This window comes from Paenibacillus glacialis (genome assembly GCF_001637205.1).
Classification (GTDB): domain Bacteria; phylum Bacillota; class Bacilli; order Paenibacillales; family Paenibacillaceae; genus Paenibacillus_AQ; species Paenibacillus_AQ glacialis.
The window spans coordinates 36,548-52,532 of sequence record NZ_LVJH01000002.1; the positions used below are offsets into that span (position 1 = coordinate 36,548).

At 40.1% G+C, this 15,985-nt stretch carries 20 protein-coding genes and 1 riboswitch; of the genes, 6 read left to right on the forward strand and 14 right to left on the reverse strand.

Annotation, left to right across the window (positions count from 1 at the left end; translation table 11 throughout):
- Nucleotides 1-48: 48 nt before the first annotated feature.
- Complete coding sequence (locus tag PGLA_RS00550) at nt 49-342, reverse strand: YuiB family protein (protein WP_068527252.1); 294 nt, start codon at nt 340-342, stop codon at nt 49-51.
- 208 nt (nt 343-550) lie between these two features.
- On the opposite strand from PGLA_RS00550, the gene hemQ reads away from it, so the two are divergent.
- Nucleotides 551-1,300 (forward strand): hydrogen peroxide-dependent heme synthase, encoded by a 750-nt coding sequence (hemQ, locus tag PGLA_RS00555; protein WP_068527254.1) that lies wholly within the window; start codon nt 551-553, stop codon nt 1,298-1,300.
- 131 nt (nt 1,301-1,431) lie between these two features.
- On the opposite strand, the gene PGLA_RS00560 is transcribed toward hemQ, so the two are convergent.
- Both PGLA_RS00560 and PGLA_RS00565 read right to left on the reverse strand, forming a co-directional pair.
- Entirely contained in the window at nt 1,432-1,677 is a 246-nt protein-coding gene (locus PGLA_RS00560; RefSeq protein WP_068527256.1) for a hypothetical protein, read from the reverse strand.
- Between the two features lies 1 nt (nt 1,678).
- Entirely contained in the window at nt 1,679-2,872 is a 1,194-nt protein-coding gene (locus PGLA_RS00565) for an NAD(P)/FAD-dependent oxidoreductase (RefSeq protein WP_068527259.1), read from the reverse strand.
- 425 nt (nt 2,873-3,297) lie between these two features.
- On the opposite strand from PGLA_RS00565, the gene PGLA_RS00570 reads away from it, so the two are divergent.
- On the forward strand, nt 3,298-4,299 hold the full coding sequence (locus PGLA_RS00570; protein WP_068527261.1) for an NAD(P)/FAD-dependent oxidoreductase: 1,002 nt from the start codon (nt 3,298-3,300) through the stop codon (nt 4,297-4,299).
- A gap of 167 nt (nt 4,300-4,466) precedes the next feature.
- Here PGLA_RS00570 and sda read toward each other — a convergent pair whose 3' ends face one another.
- Together sda and PGLA_RS00580 are read right to left on the reverse strand one after the other, a co-directional pair.
- Nucleotides 4,467-4,610 (reverse strand): sporulation histidine kinase inhibitor Sda, encoded by a 144-nt coding sequence (gene sda / locus PGLA_RS00575; RefSeq protein WP_084410627.1) that lies wholly within the window; start codon nt 4,608-4,610, stop codon nt 4,467-4,469.
- Nucleotides 4,611-4,907: 297 nt separating this feature from the next.
- Nucleotides 4,908-5,573, reverse strand: a complete 666-nt coding sequence (locus PGLA_RS00580; protein ID WP_068527263.1) for a YheC/YheD family protein — start codon at nt 5,571-5,573, stop codon at nt 4,908-4,910.
- Between the two features lie 196 nt (nt 5,574-5,769).
- On the opposite strand from PGLA_RS00580, the gene PGLA_RS00585 reads away from it, so the two are divergent.
- On the forward strand, nt 5,770-5,982 hold the full coding sequence (locus PGLA_RS00585) for a hypothetical protein (RefSeq protein WP_068527264.1): 213 nt from the start codon (nt 5,770-5,772) through the stop codon (nt 5,980-5,982).
- A gap of 110 nt (nt 5,983-6,092) precedes the next feature.
- Here the strand turns inward: PGLA_RS00585 and PGLA_RS00590 are convergent, their stop codons facing one another.
- Nucleotides 6,093-6,455, reverse strand: coding sequence for a HesB/IscA family protein (locus tag PGLA_RS00590; protein ID WP_068527266.1), 363 nt, complete (start codon nt 6,453-6,455; stop codon nt 6,093-6,095).
- A gap of 334 nt (nt 6,456-6,789) precedes the next feature.
- Between PGLA_RS00590 and mqnE the strand changes: the two genes are divergently transcribed.
- Together mqnE and PGLA_RS00600 are read left to right on the forward strand one after the other, a co-directional pair.
- Nucleotides 6,790-7,896, forward strand: a complete 1,107-nt coding sequence (mqnE, locus tag PGLA_RS00595; RefSeq protein WP_068527268.1) for an aminofutalosine synthase MqnE — start codon at nt 6,790-6,792, stop codon at nt 7,894-7,896.
- Between the two features lie 38 nt (nt 7,897-7,934).
- On the forward strand, nt 7,935-8,996 hold the full coding sequence (locus PGLA_RS00600) for an NAD(P)/FAD-dependent oxidoreductase (RefSeq protein ID WP_068527270.1): 1,062 nt from the start codon (nt 7,935-7,937) through the stop codon (nt 8,994-8,996).
- Here PGLA_RS00600 and PGLA_RS00605 read toward each other — a convergent pair.
- A complete protein-coding gene (locus tag PGLA_RS00605; RefSeq protein WP_068527271.1) occupies nt 8,993-9,247 on the reverse strand; it encodes a YuzB family protein in 255 nt (84 codons plus the stop codon). The two genes, PGLA_RS00600 and PGLA_RS00605, sit on opposite strands and share 4 nt — an antisense overlap.
- Before the next feature lie 82 nt (nt 9,248-9,329).
- Here PGLA_RS00605 and PGLA_RS00610 point away from each other — a divergent pair, with 82 nt between their 5' ends.
- Complete coding sequence (locus tag PGLA_RS00610) at nt 9,330-9,575, forward strand: NifU family protein (RefSeq protein ID WP_068527273.1); 246 nt, start codon at nt 9,330-9,332, stop codon at nt 9,573-9,575.
- A gap of 289 nt (nt 9,576-9,864) precedes the next feature.
- Here the strand turns inward: PGLA_RS00610 and PGLA_RS00615 are convergent, their stop codons facing one another.
- From PGLA_RS00615 to PGLA_RS00645, 7 genes are all read right to left on the reverse strand, one after another.
- Nucleotides 9,865-10,629, reverse strand: a complete 765-nt coding sequence (locus tag PGLA_RS00615; protein ID WP_068527275.1) for an SDR family oxidoreductase — start codon at nt 10,627-10,629, stop codon at nt 9,865-9,867.
- A 137-nt stretch (nt 10,630-10,766) separates the two neighbouring features.
- Nucleotides 10,767-11,558, reverse strand: a complete 792-nt coding sequence (locus PGLA_RS00620; RefSeq protein ID WP_068527276.1) for a MetQ/NlpA family ABC transporter substrate-binding protein — start codon at nt 11,556-11,558, stop codon at nt 10,767-10,769.
- 87 nt (nt 11,559-11,645) lie between these two features.
- The gene (locus PGLA_RS00625) at nt 11,646-12,314 is read right to left on the reverse strand and encodes a methionine ABC transporter permease (RefSeq protein ID WP_068527278.1); all 669 of its coding nucleotides are present in this window, start codon (nt 12,312-12,314) and stop codon (nt 11,646-11,648) included.
- A complete protein-coding gene (locus PGLA_RS00630; RefSeq protein WP_068527279.1) occupies nt 12,314-13,330 on the reverse strand; it encodes a methionine ABC transporter ATP-binding protein in 1,017 nt (338 codons plus the stop codon). The genes PGLA_RS00625 and PGLA_RS00630 overlap by 1 nt, the downstream gene beginning before the upstream one ends.
- 93 nt (nt 13,331-13,423) lie before the next feature.
- Nucleotides 13,424-13,564, reverse strand: a riboswitch (SAM riboswitch).
- A gap of 83 nt (nt 13,565-13,647) precedes the next feature.
- Complete coding sequence (locus PGLA_RS00635; protein WP_068527281.1) at nt 13,648-14,373, reverse strand: Cthe_2314 family HEPN domain-containing protein; 726 nt, start codon at nt 14,371-14,373, stop codon at nt 13,648-13,650.
- A gap of 153 nt (nt 14,374-14,526) precedes the next feature.
- Nucleotides 14,527-15,444, reverse strand: coding sequence for a COX15/CtaA family protein (locus tag PGLA_RS00640; protein WP_068527283.1), 918 nt, complete (start codon nt 15,442-15,444; stop codon nt 14,527-14,529).
- Nucleotides 15,445-15,587: 143 nt separating this feature from the next.
- Nucleotides 15,588-15,932 (reverse strand): thioredoxin family protein, encoded by a 345-nt coding sequence (locus tag PGLA_RS00645; protein ID WP_068527285.1) that lies wholly within the window; start codon nt 15,930-15,932, stop codon nt 15,588-15,590.
- Nucleotides 15,933-15,985 lie beyond the last annotated feature (53 nt).

Consider the following 15,985-nt stretch of genomic DNA (forward strand, 5'->3'; position numbering starts at 1 on the left):
AGCAAAGCAGCCCTCCCTAAGGAAGAGCTGCTCACAAAAGGCACTTAATCAGAACATAGTGTATCCGCCTTGACGCAATTTTTTAATCGCCCAGCCACTAATAAAGGCACCAATTAAACCAGCGAAACCCGTAAGATAGTCAACGATATGAAACGAGCTTAGATGCGTCCCAAATGGTGTGCTATGATCCCACAAGGAATAAACGACGATCGGTAATATGACAATAATAAATAAATAACACGGAAACCACGTCGTTTTCATTAACATATTAAGAATAAAGCCAATGCCGAACATCATCACAAAAAATAGTACCATCAGTACGAGCACAGGGATAAATTGCATATGCGCTATTTCACCTCTTCTTCATATCGCCTATTCTATAAAAAAACGCACATTAACATAGGCTAGTAGATAGTTTACTAGAAAAATTGTCACGAAGCAACGAACATTATGTAAATAGATTGTGACATCGTTTGCTCTTACGCTTCTTCTTGAGATACAATGTTAGCAGTAACAAGTAAGTTACCTATACTTAGGAGTGATTAATCACATGAGTGAAGTCGCAACAACACTTGAAGGATGGTACTCTCTTCACGATTTCCGTTCTATTAATTGGAGTGCTTGGAAATCAGCTGATGATGAAGACCGTGCAATGGCACTGGATGAACTTCAGGCATTTGTCCAAGAATGGACTACTGTAGAATCCACTAATAAAGGAAGTAGTACGGCGTATTCTATTGTCGGACAGAAAGCTGACTTTATGTTTATGCACCTGCGGGAAACGTTAGAAGACTTAAATGCGGTTGAAACCGCTTTTAACAAAACGATTTTTGCTCAGTATACGACCAAAGCATATTCATATGTCAGCATTGTTGAACTCAGCAATTATATGAGTAGTGCAAATGGTGGTGATCCGATGGACAACCCAGAGATTGTGGCACGTCTTAAGCCAATTCTTCCGAAGAATAGGTATATCTGCTTCTATCCTATGAATAAGAAACGTGAACTTGCGGATAATTGGTATATGCTTAGCATGGACGAACGTCGTGCTTTAATGCGCACCCACAGCTTGATAGGTCGCAGTTATGCGGGTAAAGTGAAACAAATTATCACGGGTTCTGTAGGCCTCGATGATTGGGAATGGGGAGTAACCTTATTCTCTGAAGACGCACTTCAATTCAAAAAACTAGTATATGAGATGCGTTTTGATGAAGTTAGTGCCCGTTACGGTGAATTCGGTACATTTTATGTCGGCAGTCTGCTAAGTGAACAATCTTTCGAAGACATGCTTAAATTGTAATTATCCGAATATAACAGATGTGTAAAAATCATAAAGCCTTCTCCTTATCATTTGGAGAAGGCACTTATTATTACTAAACCTAAAAAGGAGTTGTCACATACAATCTGTGACAACTCTTTCTGCATTTCATACTAATCTTGCTCCGCTTGTTTCCTAGAATCAAGATACTCCGCCGTTGCTACATCCCGGGCGCGTCCCTTTTCCTTCAGCCTTTCAATCGCCGGAAGAATAAGAATGTCCACTTCTTTCTGAATCGTATAAGCCAAATCGTAAGCATTCTGAGATTCTAAGTAAGACCCAACTTCCATTAGGGCATTATAACGGTCTAATTCTTCCCTCGTAAGTAAACCACGAACTTGAACGCTGCAATGTCTCATATTATAGAAATCTTCCTTTTTTCAGCACGAGTGTGATGCCGCCAATAGTATAGAGATATCTCATATCTACAACCTTTTTTAATTGTGCTGCACTCCAACCCTTCATGAGCTTCTTCCCCACAACAGCAACACCTTCACCTTTACCTAACGAAGCAACAGTACCCTTATTGCTGAATTCGAAATTTCTAAGTTGTTGGTTACGGATACTAGCAACCACGTTCTGTGCACAACATACGCCTTGTTGCATAGCAATCTGCGCAGTTGGTGGATACGGGCGACCTTCTGAATTAAACATCAGGGCATTGTCACCTATAATGAATACATTGTCATGACCTGGCACGTGTAATTGATCATCTACTTTAACTCGGCCTCGCATCGTTTCAAAACCAGCAGCTTCGATCATACGATTCCCACGAATTCCGCCAGTCCACACAACTGTAGCAGCTTTGATCTCTTCGCCAGTTGCTAGAATAACACCCTCTGTCGTACATTCTTTGATTGCAACACCCATTTTGAAGGTTACGCCTTTTCTTCTAAGAACATCCATAGCGTATTCAACCAGTTCTGGTGCAAATCCTGGCAATGCTGTTGACGCTGCTTCAATATTATAAATGTTAACAAAGTTTGGATCCACATCATATTCTTTGCAGAGTTTAGGAATACGATCAGCTAGTTCAGCTACAAATTCAATTCCACTAAATCCAGCTCCACCAACCACGAAATTAATACGCTCTTGAGCATTTCTTTCATTCTTATATTGAGCGAATTGATATTCGATATGTTTGCGTATTAGACGTACTGAGTTAATACTACGAATGGACATCGCATGTTCAGCAAGTCCAGGAATACCAAAGCTCTCAGGCTCTCCACCCAAAGCAATGATAAGATAGTCGTAAGAAAGTGTACCATCTTCTAATATTATTTTTCTCTCTTGAGGGCGAATCTCTTGTACTGAGGATTTCACCAAATCGATCTTGAATTCATCAATCAGATTTGAGATAGAAATACGTGTATTTTCTATAGTATCTGTACCTGCAGCAGGCATGTGTAGATGAGTTGTAAGGTAATGATATTCATGTCGATTAACTAATGTAACGTCTGCTTCATTATACTTTAATTCTTTTTGAAGACGTTGTGCGGTTAGAATCCCTCCGTAACCAGCACCCAGTATTACTATTTTCGGAATATTACTCATAATCATTCCTACTCCTTCCAAATTCCTCTTTATATAGTTTATAGTTCACAACCATTTATCCCGTTTATTTGTGAAAATAAACACATTAATAAAAGGGATACTAAAACCATATCCCACTCCTGAGACACATTTCACTCTATTTTAGACCTTTTAATATTCATAATCAAAAAACTCTCATCAGACTTGTCAAAAAGTCCGTCTATTTTTTATACACATCTGAAATACTAGCTATAATAGGAGTAAATATCAAGGGTAATTTAGAAGCAAAAAGTGGCTAATCCTCTTATTTATAAGATAAAAGTTCACATTCATCCCTGTTCCACAAAAAATCGTCGCATTCAAACTTTTCATATCATAATGATCAGACTATAATGATCATTATGAACTAAAATCAATTCACTTATTATACGGAGGTGCTTTAACTAATGACATCCCCACAACTTGGTGATGAAATAACTGACTTAATCATAATCGGGGGCGGGCCCGCTGGTATGTTCGCTGCATTTTATTGTGGAATGCGTCAAGCATCTGTGACTCTTATTGAGAGTATGCCGCAACTCGGTGGTCAACTTGCTGCTCTTTATCCTGAGAAATACATCTATGATGTTGCAGGGTTCCCTAAAGTGACAGCACAAGAACTTGTAGATAACCTACTTGAACAATTGAAGATGTTTGAGCCCAATGTACGTCTTGAAGAAAAGGTAGTCTCTGTCGTAAAAGAAGATGAACGCCATTTCATCGTTAAGACGGATCAAGGTGAATATCATTCCAAAGCAGTAATTATTACAGCAGGTGTCGGTGCATTCGAACCCCGCAGACTTGAAATTCCAGGAGCAGAACGTTTCGAGAAAGCAAACCTACACTATTTCGTGAATGATCTAAATGCATTCAAAGGAAAAAAAGTATTGATCAATGGTGGAGGGGATTCAGCAGTAGACTGGGCACTTATGCTAGAACCTATTGCTGAACAAGTCACGTTAATCCATCGCCGTGATAAGTTCCGTGCACATGAGCACAGTGTTGAGAACTTGATGAACTCCAAAGTAAATGTGGTAACTCCAACAGAAATCACTGAACTCCATGGGGATAATACCATTACTAAAGTAACGCTTACACATGTTAAGACAAAAGAAACTCAGGAGATCGAAGTCGATGATGTTATCATTAACTTTGGATTCATATCTTCCCTAGGACCCATTGCAGAATGGGGTATCGACATCGATGGTAATTCAATTATAGTTGACTCTCGTATGGAGACTAATATTCCAGGTCTTTTTGCTGCGGGGGATATCACCACTTATCCTGGTAAGTTAAAACTCATTGCTGTAGGATTTGGTGAAGCTCCAACTGCTGTTAATAATGCAAAAGTATATATTGACCCGGAAGCTCGTCTTTCCCCAGGTCACAGCAGTAACATGAAACTATAATTTTTAAAATTAAAAGGGTATCCATAATTGACGATTACTACTTCAACGTCAAATGGATACCCTTTTTAGTCTGTTATTCTCATGTATGTAAATGATGTACTCACACCTCCGGTAAACTGTGGACCACTACAATCCAACACCCAGTCGATTTCATCATGATTTCTAACCTAATACGCCAAGTTCATTTGTTGAGTTCCCAATTTACGCTTCTTTATTTCGGCTAATAGTAGCTTAATGAAATCACGTTCTAACTTTAACTCTACTGCCAGATGATAAGAATCTACCAACATCTCATCTGATAATATAGCCATAAATCTCACATCCTTTCCTCTTTTTCCTAAAACCATCATATCAAACTATCAATAGTAGAACAAGCGTTCCTGATATCCACAGGTATCTGTGGAGAACCTGTGCATATTTTGTTAGTAACTGTCACAAAGCTTATCAAACTACGGTGAGTTATGTGGATAAATGTTATGCACAGGTTAAATTTTCGTCGATCTCGAAAAAAAAATTATATTTAATAACGATTTCAGTGTTGATTTTCTAGTAATCTATTAATTCATACCCGCTCGCTTAATATATTTAACAAGAATGTGTTCTCCATACTACTGCGGGCGAGTGTTCACTTCAAAAATCCATATCTGCCCCTTCACATCCACTCCGTAATCAAATCCAAGTTGAGTAATGCCAGGGAATTTCCTTTCCATAATCGTTGTACATATTCTTGTGAGTTTACTCATTTCTTTACGTTTAGCATCGATTGAGCCGCTGTATGATAACGACCGACGTAATCCTTCCTTACAGGTAAGCTGTGTACCTCCTTTACACAGATTTGTGACGAATAACCCAGGCTTAGCAAGGCGCCCAACCATAGCACGAAATATCCAACCCTTTCCTTCCTTAACCACCTTAACTCGGTAATCGATGGGGCGATTATTTATCGTTGCAAGACGAATTCCCTGTTGAATTAGATAGGATCTAGGTATCTTTATTTTAAGAAGCGCACTGTACATTTCTGCAAATCTCGAGTAACTAAAGGTACGCGAACCATGTGTTAGCTTATACCCTTGCGCATGATGTTTCATTTGTATTACCCCATTTCCCCCTGCCCCTACATCGGGCTTCACAACGACGATACCATATTGACGGAGCATCATTTGTAGGTTTGCTATCGTTAGTGGCTTAGTCATAGGAATGTATTTTGCAACTCGTGGATCCCTTAACAATACTTCTGTCTTTAGCCACTTACTTGCCAACTGCCGTCCAGACATGTGACCCTCTCCTATCTTGTTGGTATAGCTATAACATACTCCCCACCGATCATTCTTTCTTGTATGATTGTCACTGCTGAACACCTTATTATTAAGACTATTAAATTTATCCAATAACCGTAATAGAATATTGGCTTACCCTGGAATATCGGATATACTCAAATGTAGTGATTTGTAAAAGGAGGTCTACGCGAGCGTGGCACAGGTATTTGAAATATTGTATTGGATTGCAATCGTCGGTATGTCGGCTGCTCTTGCTTTGACGACGTTAATGATCTTTGCGATTGGGTTTAAATTTATTAAGAGCAAACGTACTGCGTTAGGATTCAGTTGCATTGGCTTTTCCATTCTTATGGCTTCATTGATCGTCTTCATGGTGAATCATACGTTTATATTACCTGCTTCGTAGATTAGAATCGCCACTAAAAAGCCACTTGATTTAAGGTGATGATAGCTTCCTTAAATCAAGTGGCTTTTATTTTACAAACGTTGTGTTAATGTCCACACAGAAATGATTACCTAACACTCGCCCTCAGGTGCTGGCTTCCCTGCATCCTTCGCAGTACGGAAGCTCGCTCCACAACCACATGATGCCGAAGCATTCGGATTATTGATCGTAAATCCTCCAGACATACCGGATTCTTCGAAGTCAATTTCCAATCCATCGAGGTAATTCATGCTTTCTTTATCAATCACAACTTTCATATCATTCACATTCATATATATGTCATTCTCTGTTTCATCATCATCAAAACCCATTGCGTATGAAAATCCGGTACAACCGCCGGGTTGCACACCAAGACGTAGGAACATATTCGGTGTCTCTTGTTCTGAAAGCATCTCTTTCAGCCTAACTGAAGCAGTATCGCTTATATTAATCATCGTTCAACCTCCTTATTGTGTCGTAGCTCAATTATACTCCAGAACCCTAGTACCCTCAAGTCAGTCAACCTATAACATATAACCGCTAAGTAACTTTTCCCTCAACATCATATTGCGACCCTGTAATTGGCGGTCTATAATAGAAAATGAATGCAAGATCGTTAAATGTCTAGAAATATTCATATATATGATGAGATTCTGCGCCAAATGCGCGTTTTTGCACTGGACAATCTGGAAGCTACGCTACAAAAAACTATGCTTATGCTTCCGATGCAAGTTTTTTACGATGAACAATCTGGAAGCTTCGCTACAAAAAACTTTTAGGAGGAACTACATGTCTACACTCATTACCCCTAATACAGATAGTCGAATGGCTACTATTATAGAAAAGGTGCAACAAGGAGAACGTTTAACTCTTGAAGATGGAGTCTACCTCTACGAGACTGATGATATATTAACGTTGGGGCAATTGGCTAATCAAGTTAACCTACGTAAAAACGGAAAAAAAGTGTACTTTATTGAGAATATGAGTCTTTATTTCACCAATGTATGTGAATCTTATTGTGCCTTCTGTAACTTCCGCAAAGACCAGGGAGAAGAAGGATCCTATACTCTTTCGGGTGAAGAAATGGTCGAATATGTTAACCAACATATCCATCCAGGTATCAGAGAATTTCACATCGTAGGAGGGCATAATGCTCATGTACCCTTCCAATATTACGTAGACTCTTTACAGACCTTAACAGATCATTATCCTGATGTGACATTAAAGGCTTATACTGCGGCTGAAATTGAATTCTTCACACGTATTAGCGGCCTTAGTACAACGGAAGTACTTCAGCAGCTACAACAAGCTGGATTGAAATCACTTACAGGTGGTGGTGCTGAAATCTTATCCGATCAATATCGCGAAAAGATGAAGGTAGATAAAGCCAATGTTGAGCAATATTTAGACGTCCATCGTTCTGCTCATAAATTAGGAATGAAGACTCATACAACGATGTTATACGGGTCCATTGAAAGTCACGAAGATCGCATTCGCCATATGGTCCAGATACGCGAACTTCAAGACGAAACGCAAGGATTCATGGTATTCATACCTTTATCCATGCAGCCGAAGAACAGAAACGCTGGTATTATGAGACGTAATTCTGCTTATGAAGATCTGAAGACCATTGCGATTAGTCGTTTAATGTTAGATAATATCGATCACATCAAAGCCTATTTCATTAATATCGGCGCTCAACTTACGCAAATGGCGCTAAGCTTCGGAGCTTCTGACGTGCATGGCACCATTATCAAAGAGCGCATCAGTCATGCAGCAGGGGCACTTACTCCTGAAGGCTTAACACGTAAAGAATTAATATGGCTCATCAAAGGTGCTGGACGCATTCCAGTTGAACGGGATACTTTCTATAACGAGATCCAAATCTACGAGTAACATCATTCCCTGATGTAAGAGAGGATAGGAACCCACCCATGAGAAAACTAGTTATTCTCGGCGGAGGATACGGAGGGCTCGCTATTATTCAAGGCCTTCTAGATGACCACCTACCGGAAGATATTCAAATGGTATTAGTCGATCGCATGCCCTTTCAAGGTCTAAAAACAGAATACTATGCCTTAGCTGCAGGTACTGCAACAGACTTAGAACTTCGTGTCTCTTTTCCCAAACACCCTCAACTTACAATCAAGTATGGTGAGATTGCCTCGATTGATTTAGAAGGTAAACAGGTTCTTATGGAGCAGTCTGATGATATCATTTACGATTATCTTATTATTGCTCTAGGTTGTACAGATCGTTACCATGGGATTGAAGGTGCCGAACAATTCACAAGCAGTATTCAATCCTTTTCAAATACTCGTAAGACGTATCAACAACTGAATGATGTAAAGCCTTATGGTCAAGTCAATATTATAGGGGGAGGCCTTAGTGGCGTTGAGATGGCTGCGGAACTCCGAGAAAGTAGACCCGATCTGAATATCGCTATTCTCGACCGTCACAGTCGTGTTCTTTCTTCCTTCCCATCTAAATTATCTCTTTATGTGGAGCATTGGTTTCAATCCCACGACGTAGATACGCGTTCCCATGTTTCCGTTGATAGGATAGAAGCTGGAGGGATCTACAACGGTTCTGAGATCATACTCAGTGACGTTACCGTATGGACAGCAGGCATTCAACCCGTCCGCGTCGTACAGGATCTTCAAGTCGCCAAAGACCCGGGTGGACGAATCATTCTAAATTCCTATTCCCAAATCGCTGAGCATCCTGAAGTATACGTCATAGGTGACTGTGCCAGCCTTCCGTTAGCACCAAGCGCACAAGCTGCTGGAGCCCAAGCTGAACAAGTTGCAGAAGTTATACATTCCTTATGGCGTGGAGATACTCCTAAGTTACACCCACTCCGTCTAAAAGGAACACTTGGTGCGCTCGGTAAAAAAGCAGGGTTCGGACTTATGGGCAAAAAAGCCGTATTAGGTCGCGTTCCCCGCTTACTAAAAAGTGGTGTTCTTTGGATGTCTAAACGACACTTAGGTTAATCTAGATCCAGATCGTCCCAAGCTTCTGCTTCCTTTATCTTGGCAACAATAACATCATATAATTCATCTGCACTCTGTGCAGTTACAATTTCGCCATCTACCATGGCGTATGGCATGAGGTAACATTGGCCACAATTCGTTAGACATCCATATTCGACGACGTCATAATCTGGGTTGGATTCTAACTTTTCCATCACGATATCTGTGTCAAAATGCATATTGTTTGTACAAAATTCAATGATTGGTCTCAATTCTAATGCACCTGCTTTACTTATCTATTTTATTTTTGTGTTCATTTGTAATATAATGATGATTAGGAAGGAGTTGAACACTATGAGTGAAAACGTACAGAGCACCATGTATGATGAAGTATTAGACGTATTAGATAAACTTCGCCCATTCCTTCAACGCGATGGCGGTGACGTAGAATTGGTCGATGTCGAAGACGGTATCATAAAGCTAAGATTAATGGGTGCATGCGGCAGTTGCCCAAGCTCCACGATTACTTTGAAAGCCGGTATTGAACGTGCTCTCCTAGAAGAAGTTGAGGGCGTAGTAGAGGTTGTTCAAGTATTTTAATCTAAAATCTTAGAGAAATCTTCTTAATATTTTGAGAAAGTCTTGGACTTCGTGATCAACGAGGCCAAGACTTTTTTTTAATATAAGAAAGTATAAGTTTCACTTGAATCAATTTCATAATCGCCGATGCATCTAAATCGATTTGCGTAATTATGAAATTGATTCTTGATAATCTATTCCTTATATTTCCGCTGAAACGGGTGCCTTAAAGTGATACGAAGTATCACTAGCATCGGAAGCATAAGCTTATTGAACAAGGTCGACATTGCCGTTTCTACTTGTATAAGACTTATATCCATGGTCGAATGGGATCTAGACCTCCCGTAATATCCATGATATTACCCGTAATAAAATCCGAGTCTTCATGACACAAGTATTGAATGACCCGTGCGATGTCTTCTCCACTTCCTGGTCTTCCATTTGGCGTCTCTGGGTCATCTATCCCTTCGACTTCAGCGATAGACTTCTCCTTGTTCATTCCCCTAATATCACCAGGACACACCATATTAACCGTAATTCCATAAGGCGCTTCTTCCACGGCTAACGTCTTCGTGAAAGAGACAAGTCCTGTTTTGGCCGCTGCATATACTGCGCGATGTGGCCAAGCTCTCGCTTCTCCTGCATGTCCGAATCCGAAATGAATGATTCTTCCCCATTTCTTCTTCCTCATCGAAGGAATAACCAAGTGATCAAGTAGTATAGCGCCGATCAAATTCCCTTGCATAAGTGAGATAATCTCCGCGTGTGTATATTCCGTAAATAAACGTCGTTCCCGTATAAAAGGCCCCGCATTATTCACGATAATATCTGTACCTCCTAATTGATCATTCACTTGATGTACTAACCCTTCAAGTTGTTGTGGATCAGAGATGTCAGCTTGAACAGCGATACATTGCACACCCTTACGTTCAATCAAGACCCTTAACTCTTCTGCCTCATTCGAACTATGGACATAATTCAGAGCGATGTTACAACCCTGATCTGCCAATGTTAGTGCAGTTCTTTTGCCTAACCCCTTCGCACTTCCCGTAATCAGGGCTACTCTCCCATTCAAATCTTTTTCCTCCTCCAATGAGTGGTCATACTTAATTATAGAAGATTTAACAGTCCTCTACAAATATAATCCCGCAAAACCATAAAGGCTTTCGCGGGATTATAGAAGAGTTCATTCATGGAAGTGAATGTTACGATTTAAAATGCTGGGATTATAGCGCCTTTATATTCATCCTCAATAAATTTCTTAACGTCATCCGAAGTCAGTGCCTTCGCCAACTTTTGGATCGCTTCAGAATCTTTATTGTCTGGACGAGCAACTATAATATTTGCATAAGGGTTATCTTTACCTTCGATTAACAAAGCATCCTTAACCGGATCCAAACCAGAATCAAGAACAAAGTTGGTATTAATAATGGCCAAGTCAACCTCATTCAATTGGCGAGGGAGAATCGCCGCATCATGTTCAGTAATCACAAGATTCTTAGGATTCTCTGTAATGTCGCTCAGTTTAGATTCCACTGCTTTCGGATCTTTAAGCTTGATTAAACCATTATTCGCTAGCAGACTAAGCGCACGTCCGCCATTGGTAGCGTCATTTGGAATAGCGATATGAGCACCATCTTGAAGATCATTTATCGATTTCAACTTACTGGAATACGCGCCGAGTGGTTCAATATGAACTGCTAAGACGGAGACCAGATCCATTTTGCGTTTACTATTTTCACTGTCAAGATACGGCTGATGTTGGAAGAAATTCGCATCCAATTGCTTCTCGAATAACTGTGTATTAGGTTGTACGTAATCAGTGAACTCAATGATTTGGATCTTGACGCCTTCCTTTTCTAGTGCTGGTTGAATATGTTTCAGAATCTCAGCGTGAGGGACAGATGTTGCCCCAATTTTCAAGGTGTCTGATGACGATTTACCACATGCGGATAGAACGACTACGAGTGAAAGACTTAGAAATGCGAGTGCCCATTTTTTCATTTTCCATTCCCCTTTTCTTCGATAAGAATAATGTGATATATATGCGACCGAATGTACTATTCGGGTACTACCATAATGGAAACATCTTTATTTTCTTGTAAAATGACGAACCAGTCGATCTCCTGCCATCTGAAGGAATTGTACCAATATAACTATTAACACAACCGCTATGATCATGACTTCCTTTTCATAACGGAAGTAACCATATCGAATCGCTAAGTCTCCAAGCCCCCCGCCACCTACTTGACCCGACATTGCGGTGTAGGATACGAGCGTAATGATCGTAATCGTCATCGCTGCAAATAGACCTGGTCTCGCTTCAGGAAGTAGAACGCGTAGAATGATTTGTTGTGTAGATGCGCCCATCCCCTCAGCTGCTTCGATAACACCCCGATCCACCTCACTAAGTGATGTCTCTACCAACCTTGCAAAGAAAGGAGCTGCTCCTACAACAAGCGGAGGAATCGTCCCCAGAACTCCAAATGATACGCCTACAATCTCTCTTGTTATTGGGATCATCGCCACAATAAGAATAATAAAAGGTACCGATCTTAATATGTTAACCACAAAAGAAAGGACAACGTATACAGAATTTACTCTACGAGAAGATGATCGTGATGCAAGATAAAGAATAATACCGAGTGGAAGGCCTAGGATAAAGGTGAATATTGCCGATGCGCCCAACATTTTTAGTGTATCTAATATAGCAGTCGCTATCTCTTTCCAATCAATTAACGAGAAATCTAATCCACCCATTAGCCCATTACCTCCACTTCAAGTCCTTGTTGTATAAGTCTATCCTTTGTTATTACGATATCATCTGGATTACCTTCAAAACGGACGATCAGTTGTCCATAAGGCGTATCCTTTATTGTAGAAATCGTCCCTTGTAAGATGGCGAAATCAACGCCGGTCTCTCGCACAATCTTTGAAAGAATCGATTCGTAGGTTTTGCTTCCCAAGAAAGTAACCTTCATAACTCGTGAGGATATTGGAGAGCTTACATTCATAGCCTCCCTAATGATCTCACTATTGTCCAATTCTCCACGAATAAAGTCCCGTGTAACAGGATGCTTCGGTTTGAGAAATACGTCTGTTACTGCTCCATGCTCAACAATACCACCCGCGTGAATGACTGCAACCCGATCACAAATTCTCTGGATGACATGCATTTCATGTGTAATGAGAACGATGGTTAACTCGAATCGCTTATTAATGTCCAGCAACAATTTCAAAATAGAGTCCGTTGTTTGTGGATCTAAAGCAGATGTAGCTTCATCGCACAATAATACTTCTGGTTCACTTGCCAATGCACGGGCAATACCTACACGTTGTTTCTGTCCACCCGATAATTGAGCTGGATACTTATCACTATGTTCCTCTAGTCCCACAAGAGCCAATAGCTCATTCACCTTTTGCTCAATATCACTCTTAGATGTGTGAATAAGGCGCAATGGGAAAGCAATATTATCATAGACTGTCGCTGAAGAGAGAAGATTAAAATGTTGAAAAATCATACCAATTTTACGTCGCTCCGCCTGCAATGACTTCGTACTCAACGAAGTTAAATCAACACCACCCACCCACACCTCGCCTGATGTAGGGCGTTCCAATAAATTAATACATCGTATAAGTGTACTTTTCCCTGCCCCAGAATGACCGATTACTCCGAATATTTCACCCTTCTCAACTGACAAATTCAGTCCGGACAATGCTGTGGTCATATGTGTACCCTTACCGTAGTTCTTTGTCAATTGCTTTAATTCAATCAAGCCAAGAACCTCCTCTATTAAAATTACCCAAACAATATAAAAAGCCCATTTTTCAGAATGAAAAAGGGCTCTCTTTGTGTAAAAGACAATGCCTTCTCATCTGCCAGAGTCGCTATTATACGCATCTGAAGGATTTAGCACCTTACATTGGAAGAAGAGACTTTAAGTCTCGTTTCTTCAAATATCGGTTGCCGGGCTTCATCGGGCCTATCCCTCCGCCTCTCTTGATAAGAAAAATACGATATGAAATTAAGTATTGTAAGTATAGAATTATTTATTAAATTTGTCAAAGAGAAATAATACCAGACTTTAAACAATCACGTTTGGATATCTTTTCGTATCCATCGTTCACTCGTATAACGATACACAGTGGACAGCGTTCTACTCACCATATCGATACCCTGCTTCAGTTCCAGCAAATGCTTGTCGACATCCTCTAATATTATTTTATCATGTAATCCTTGATGTCGTTGCCAAAGATCATCTTCCATCTCCACGTTCATATAGTGAATTTCTGCATTTCTACGTTTACGAAGATCATTTATCGGCTGCCGATATTCATCCCTGATGGCTACCAGTAAGTGCCCAAGGGATTCATACGTGTGGTTATATGAGAATTGGCGTAACACGGTAAAATAGGAATATTGAGATTTAACCTTCGATGTTTGTAAATCATAAACCTCATTCAAGAAAGTTCCTAGTTTGTCTAAAACCGCAAACACACGGATAAATCCATTCTTATAAAAGTAAACATATCGAGCGTAATCTAACTGCTCTTTTGCAGACATATCATCCATGAATCCAGCTATAATAATCGACTTTCTAAAAAATTCTGCCGCAGCATAACTTTCATCCAGCTCAATAAGTGAAGATACGAGACCACGTGTCCAAATCTCCAGTTTACGCAGGTCATGGGTCGGATCCTCATAACGATCCATTTCCTTTTGAAGTAACTGAATCGCCTGTCCCATCTCTTTAAAAGCATTCTCCACTAAGGGATTATTATTCTTATGTGACAAGTCTCCAAATAACTCACTTAACATGGCGTGGTCTCCCTGATCAATTTTTGAAAAGAAAAACTTGTAGGCAACAGATAAGCAATAATATTCTTAGTGTTCCTAGAAGTTACTTACTTAGTAATTTAAAACAAAAGCCCACAAATAAGTTCGTAAACTTTTCGAGGACTTTATACAAGTTTATTTATTTAACTGCCATACCCTAACACTTAGATAACACAGAACTCCAAACAACGAGGATACGAGTAGGTTATGAAGTAATGCTGCGAATATATATAGTTCTGGATTACCCAAAGTAGCAATGAGTGCTGCACCACTCAGTACCTGCATCAGACATAAGGTTACAGCGGCAATAGCCAACATTTGCATTTCACGATTCCCACGGTTGCCACGATAAGCAAAATGCGCTAGCGTTGCAATCATAATAAACAGTAAAAATGCAGCAACTCGATGCATAAAGGCAATTCCGACACCACCAGACAATTCCGGAATCCATTCCCCATTACACAGTGGCCATCCTGAACATCCACCCGCAGAATCTGAATGACTGACATAAGCGCCAATATATACAACCACATAACAATAAATGGTTGTTATCCAAGTCAAATTTCGAACAGACCGACTTACTCGTGGCAAGTTACCTAGTGTAAAATCACTCTTTGCCTTATCTATCCTACGTATTCCTAACGAGAGCATTAATGCACTTGCAAATGCGATCAGCGAAAATCCAAAATGTAAGGCTCTCACGTATGAAGACTGATCATAAATGACTGCGAGCGCACCCATCACCGCTTGAACTAAGACAAACACTAGTGTCATTGCGGCATACGTTCTTAAATCCCGACGTTTGCTATACATCCAAAAAGCAATAACAACAGCAAGCGCGAGCAATCCAGCTAGTCCACTTACTAATCGATGGGAATACTCTATCAAAGATTCCACCGTATGGGCCGGAATAAATTTACCGTTACACAGCGGAAACTCCTGTCCACACCCTAGACCTGAATCTGTCTTAGATACAACGGTACCACCGAATGTAGCAAAAAACATGACAAAAAATGTTAAATAACTGAGCCATTTCAATTGCTTGGTATTCATAAATATCTCACCTGCTGATCAAATTATATTTCTTCAATGATTACTATTCCAATTATACCTGAAAAGTATAGCTCTTCCATAGTCCGAATGTGACAAAATGCACAGAAAAAAGAACAATCACCCCTTTAGGAGTGATTTGACTTTTACTTTTGTATCGATTTGTATACATCTAACGCCGTTTTCAAAAAACCTTCAATTTCTTCACGTGACTTGCGAAGTTTATTTACAAACCGAACGAGTTCTTTTCCTTCCGTATAAGCAACGAAGCTCGGTATCCCCATAATGTTTTGTTCTTGACTCACGGTTCCAACTTGTTCGACATCGACTTCTACAAGTGTTAGTTGTTGCGAGAATTGCTCTTCAACTTCCGGCATAAACGGATCAATATATTTGCAATCAGAACACCAATCCGCTTTGAATACAGCTACGGTTAATTGGGATGATTGTATGGTCACATCAAATTGCTCTTTTGAAGTTATCTTTTCCATCTAGTTCAGTCCTCTCGGCTATTTTTATATAAGTGAACCAAAATAGGGAGTGG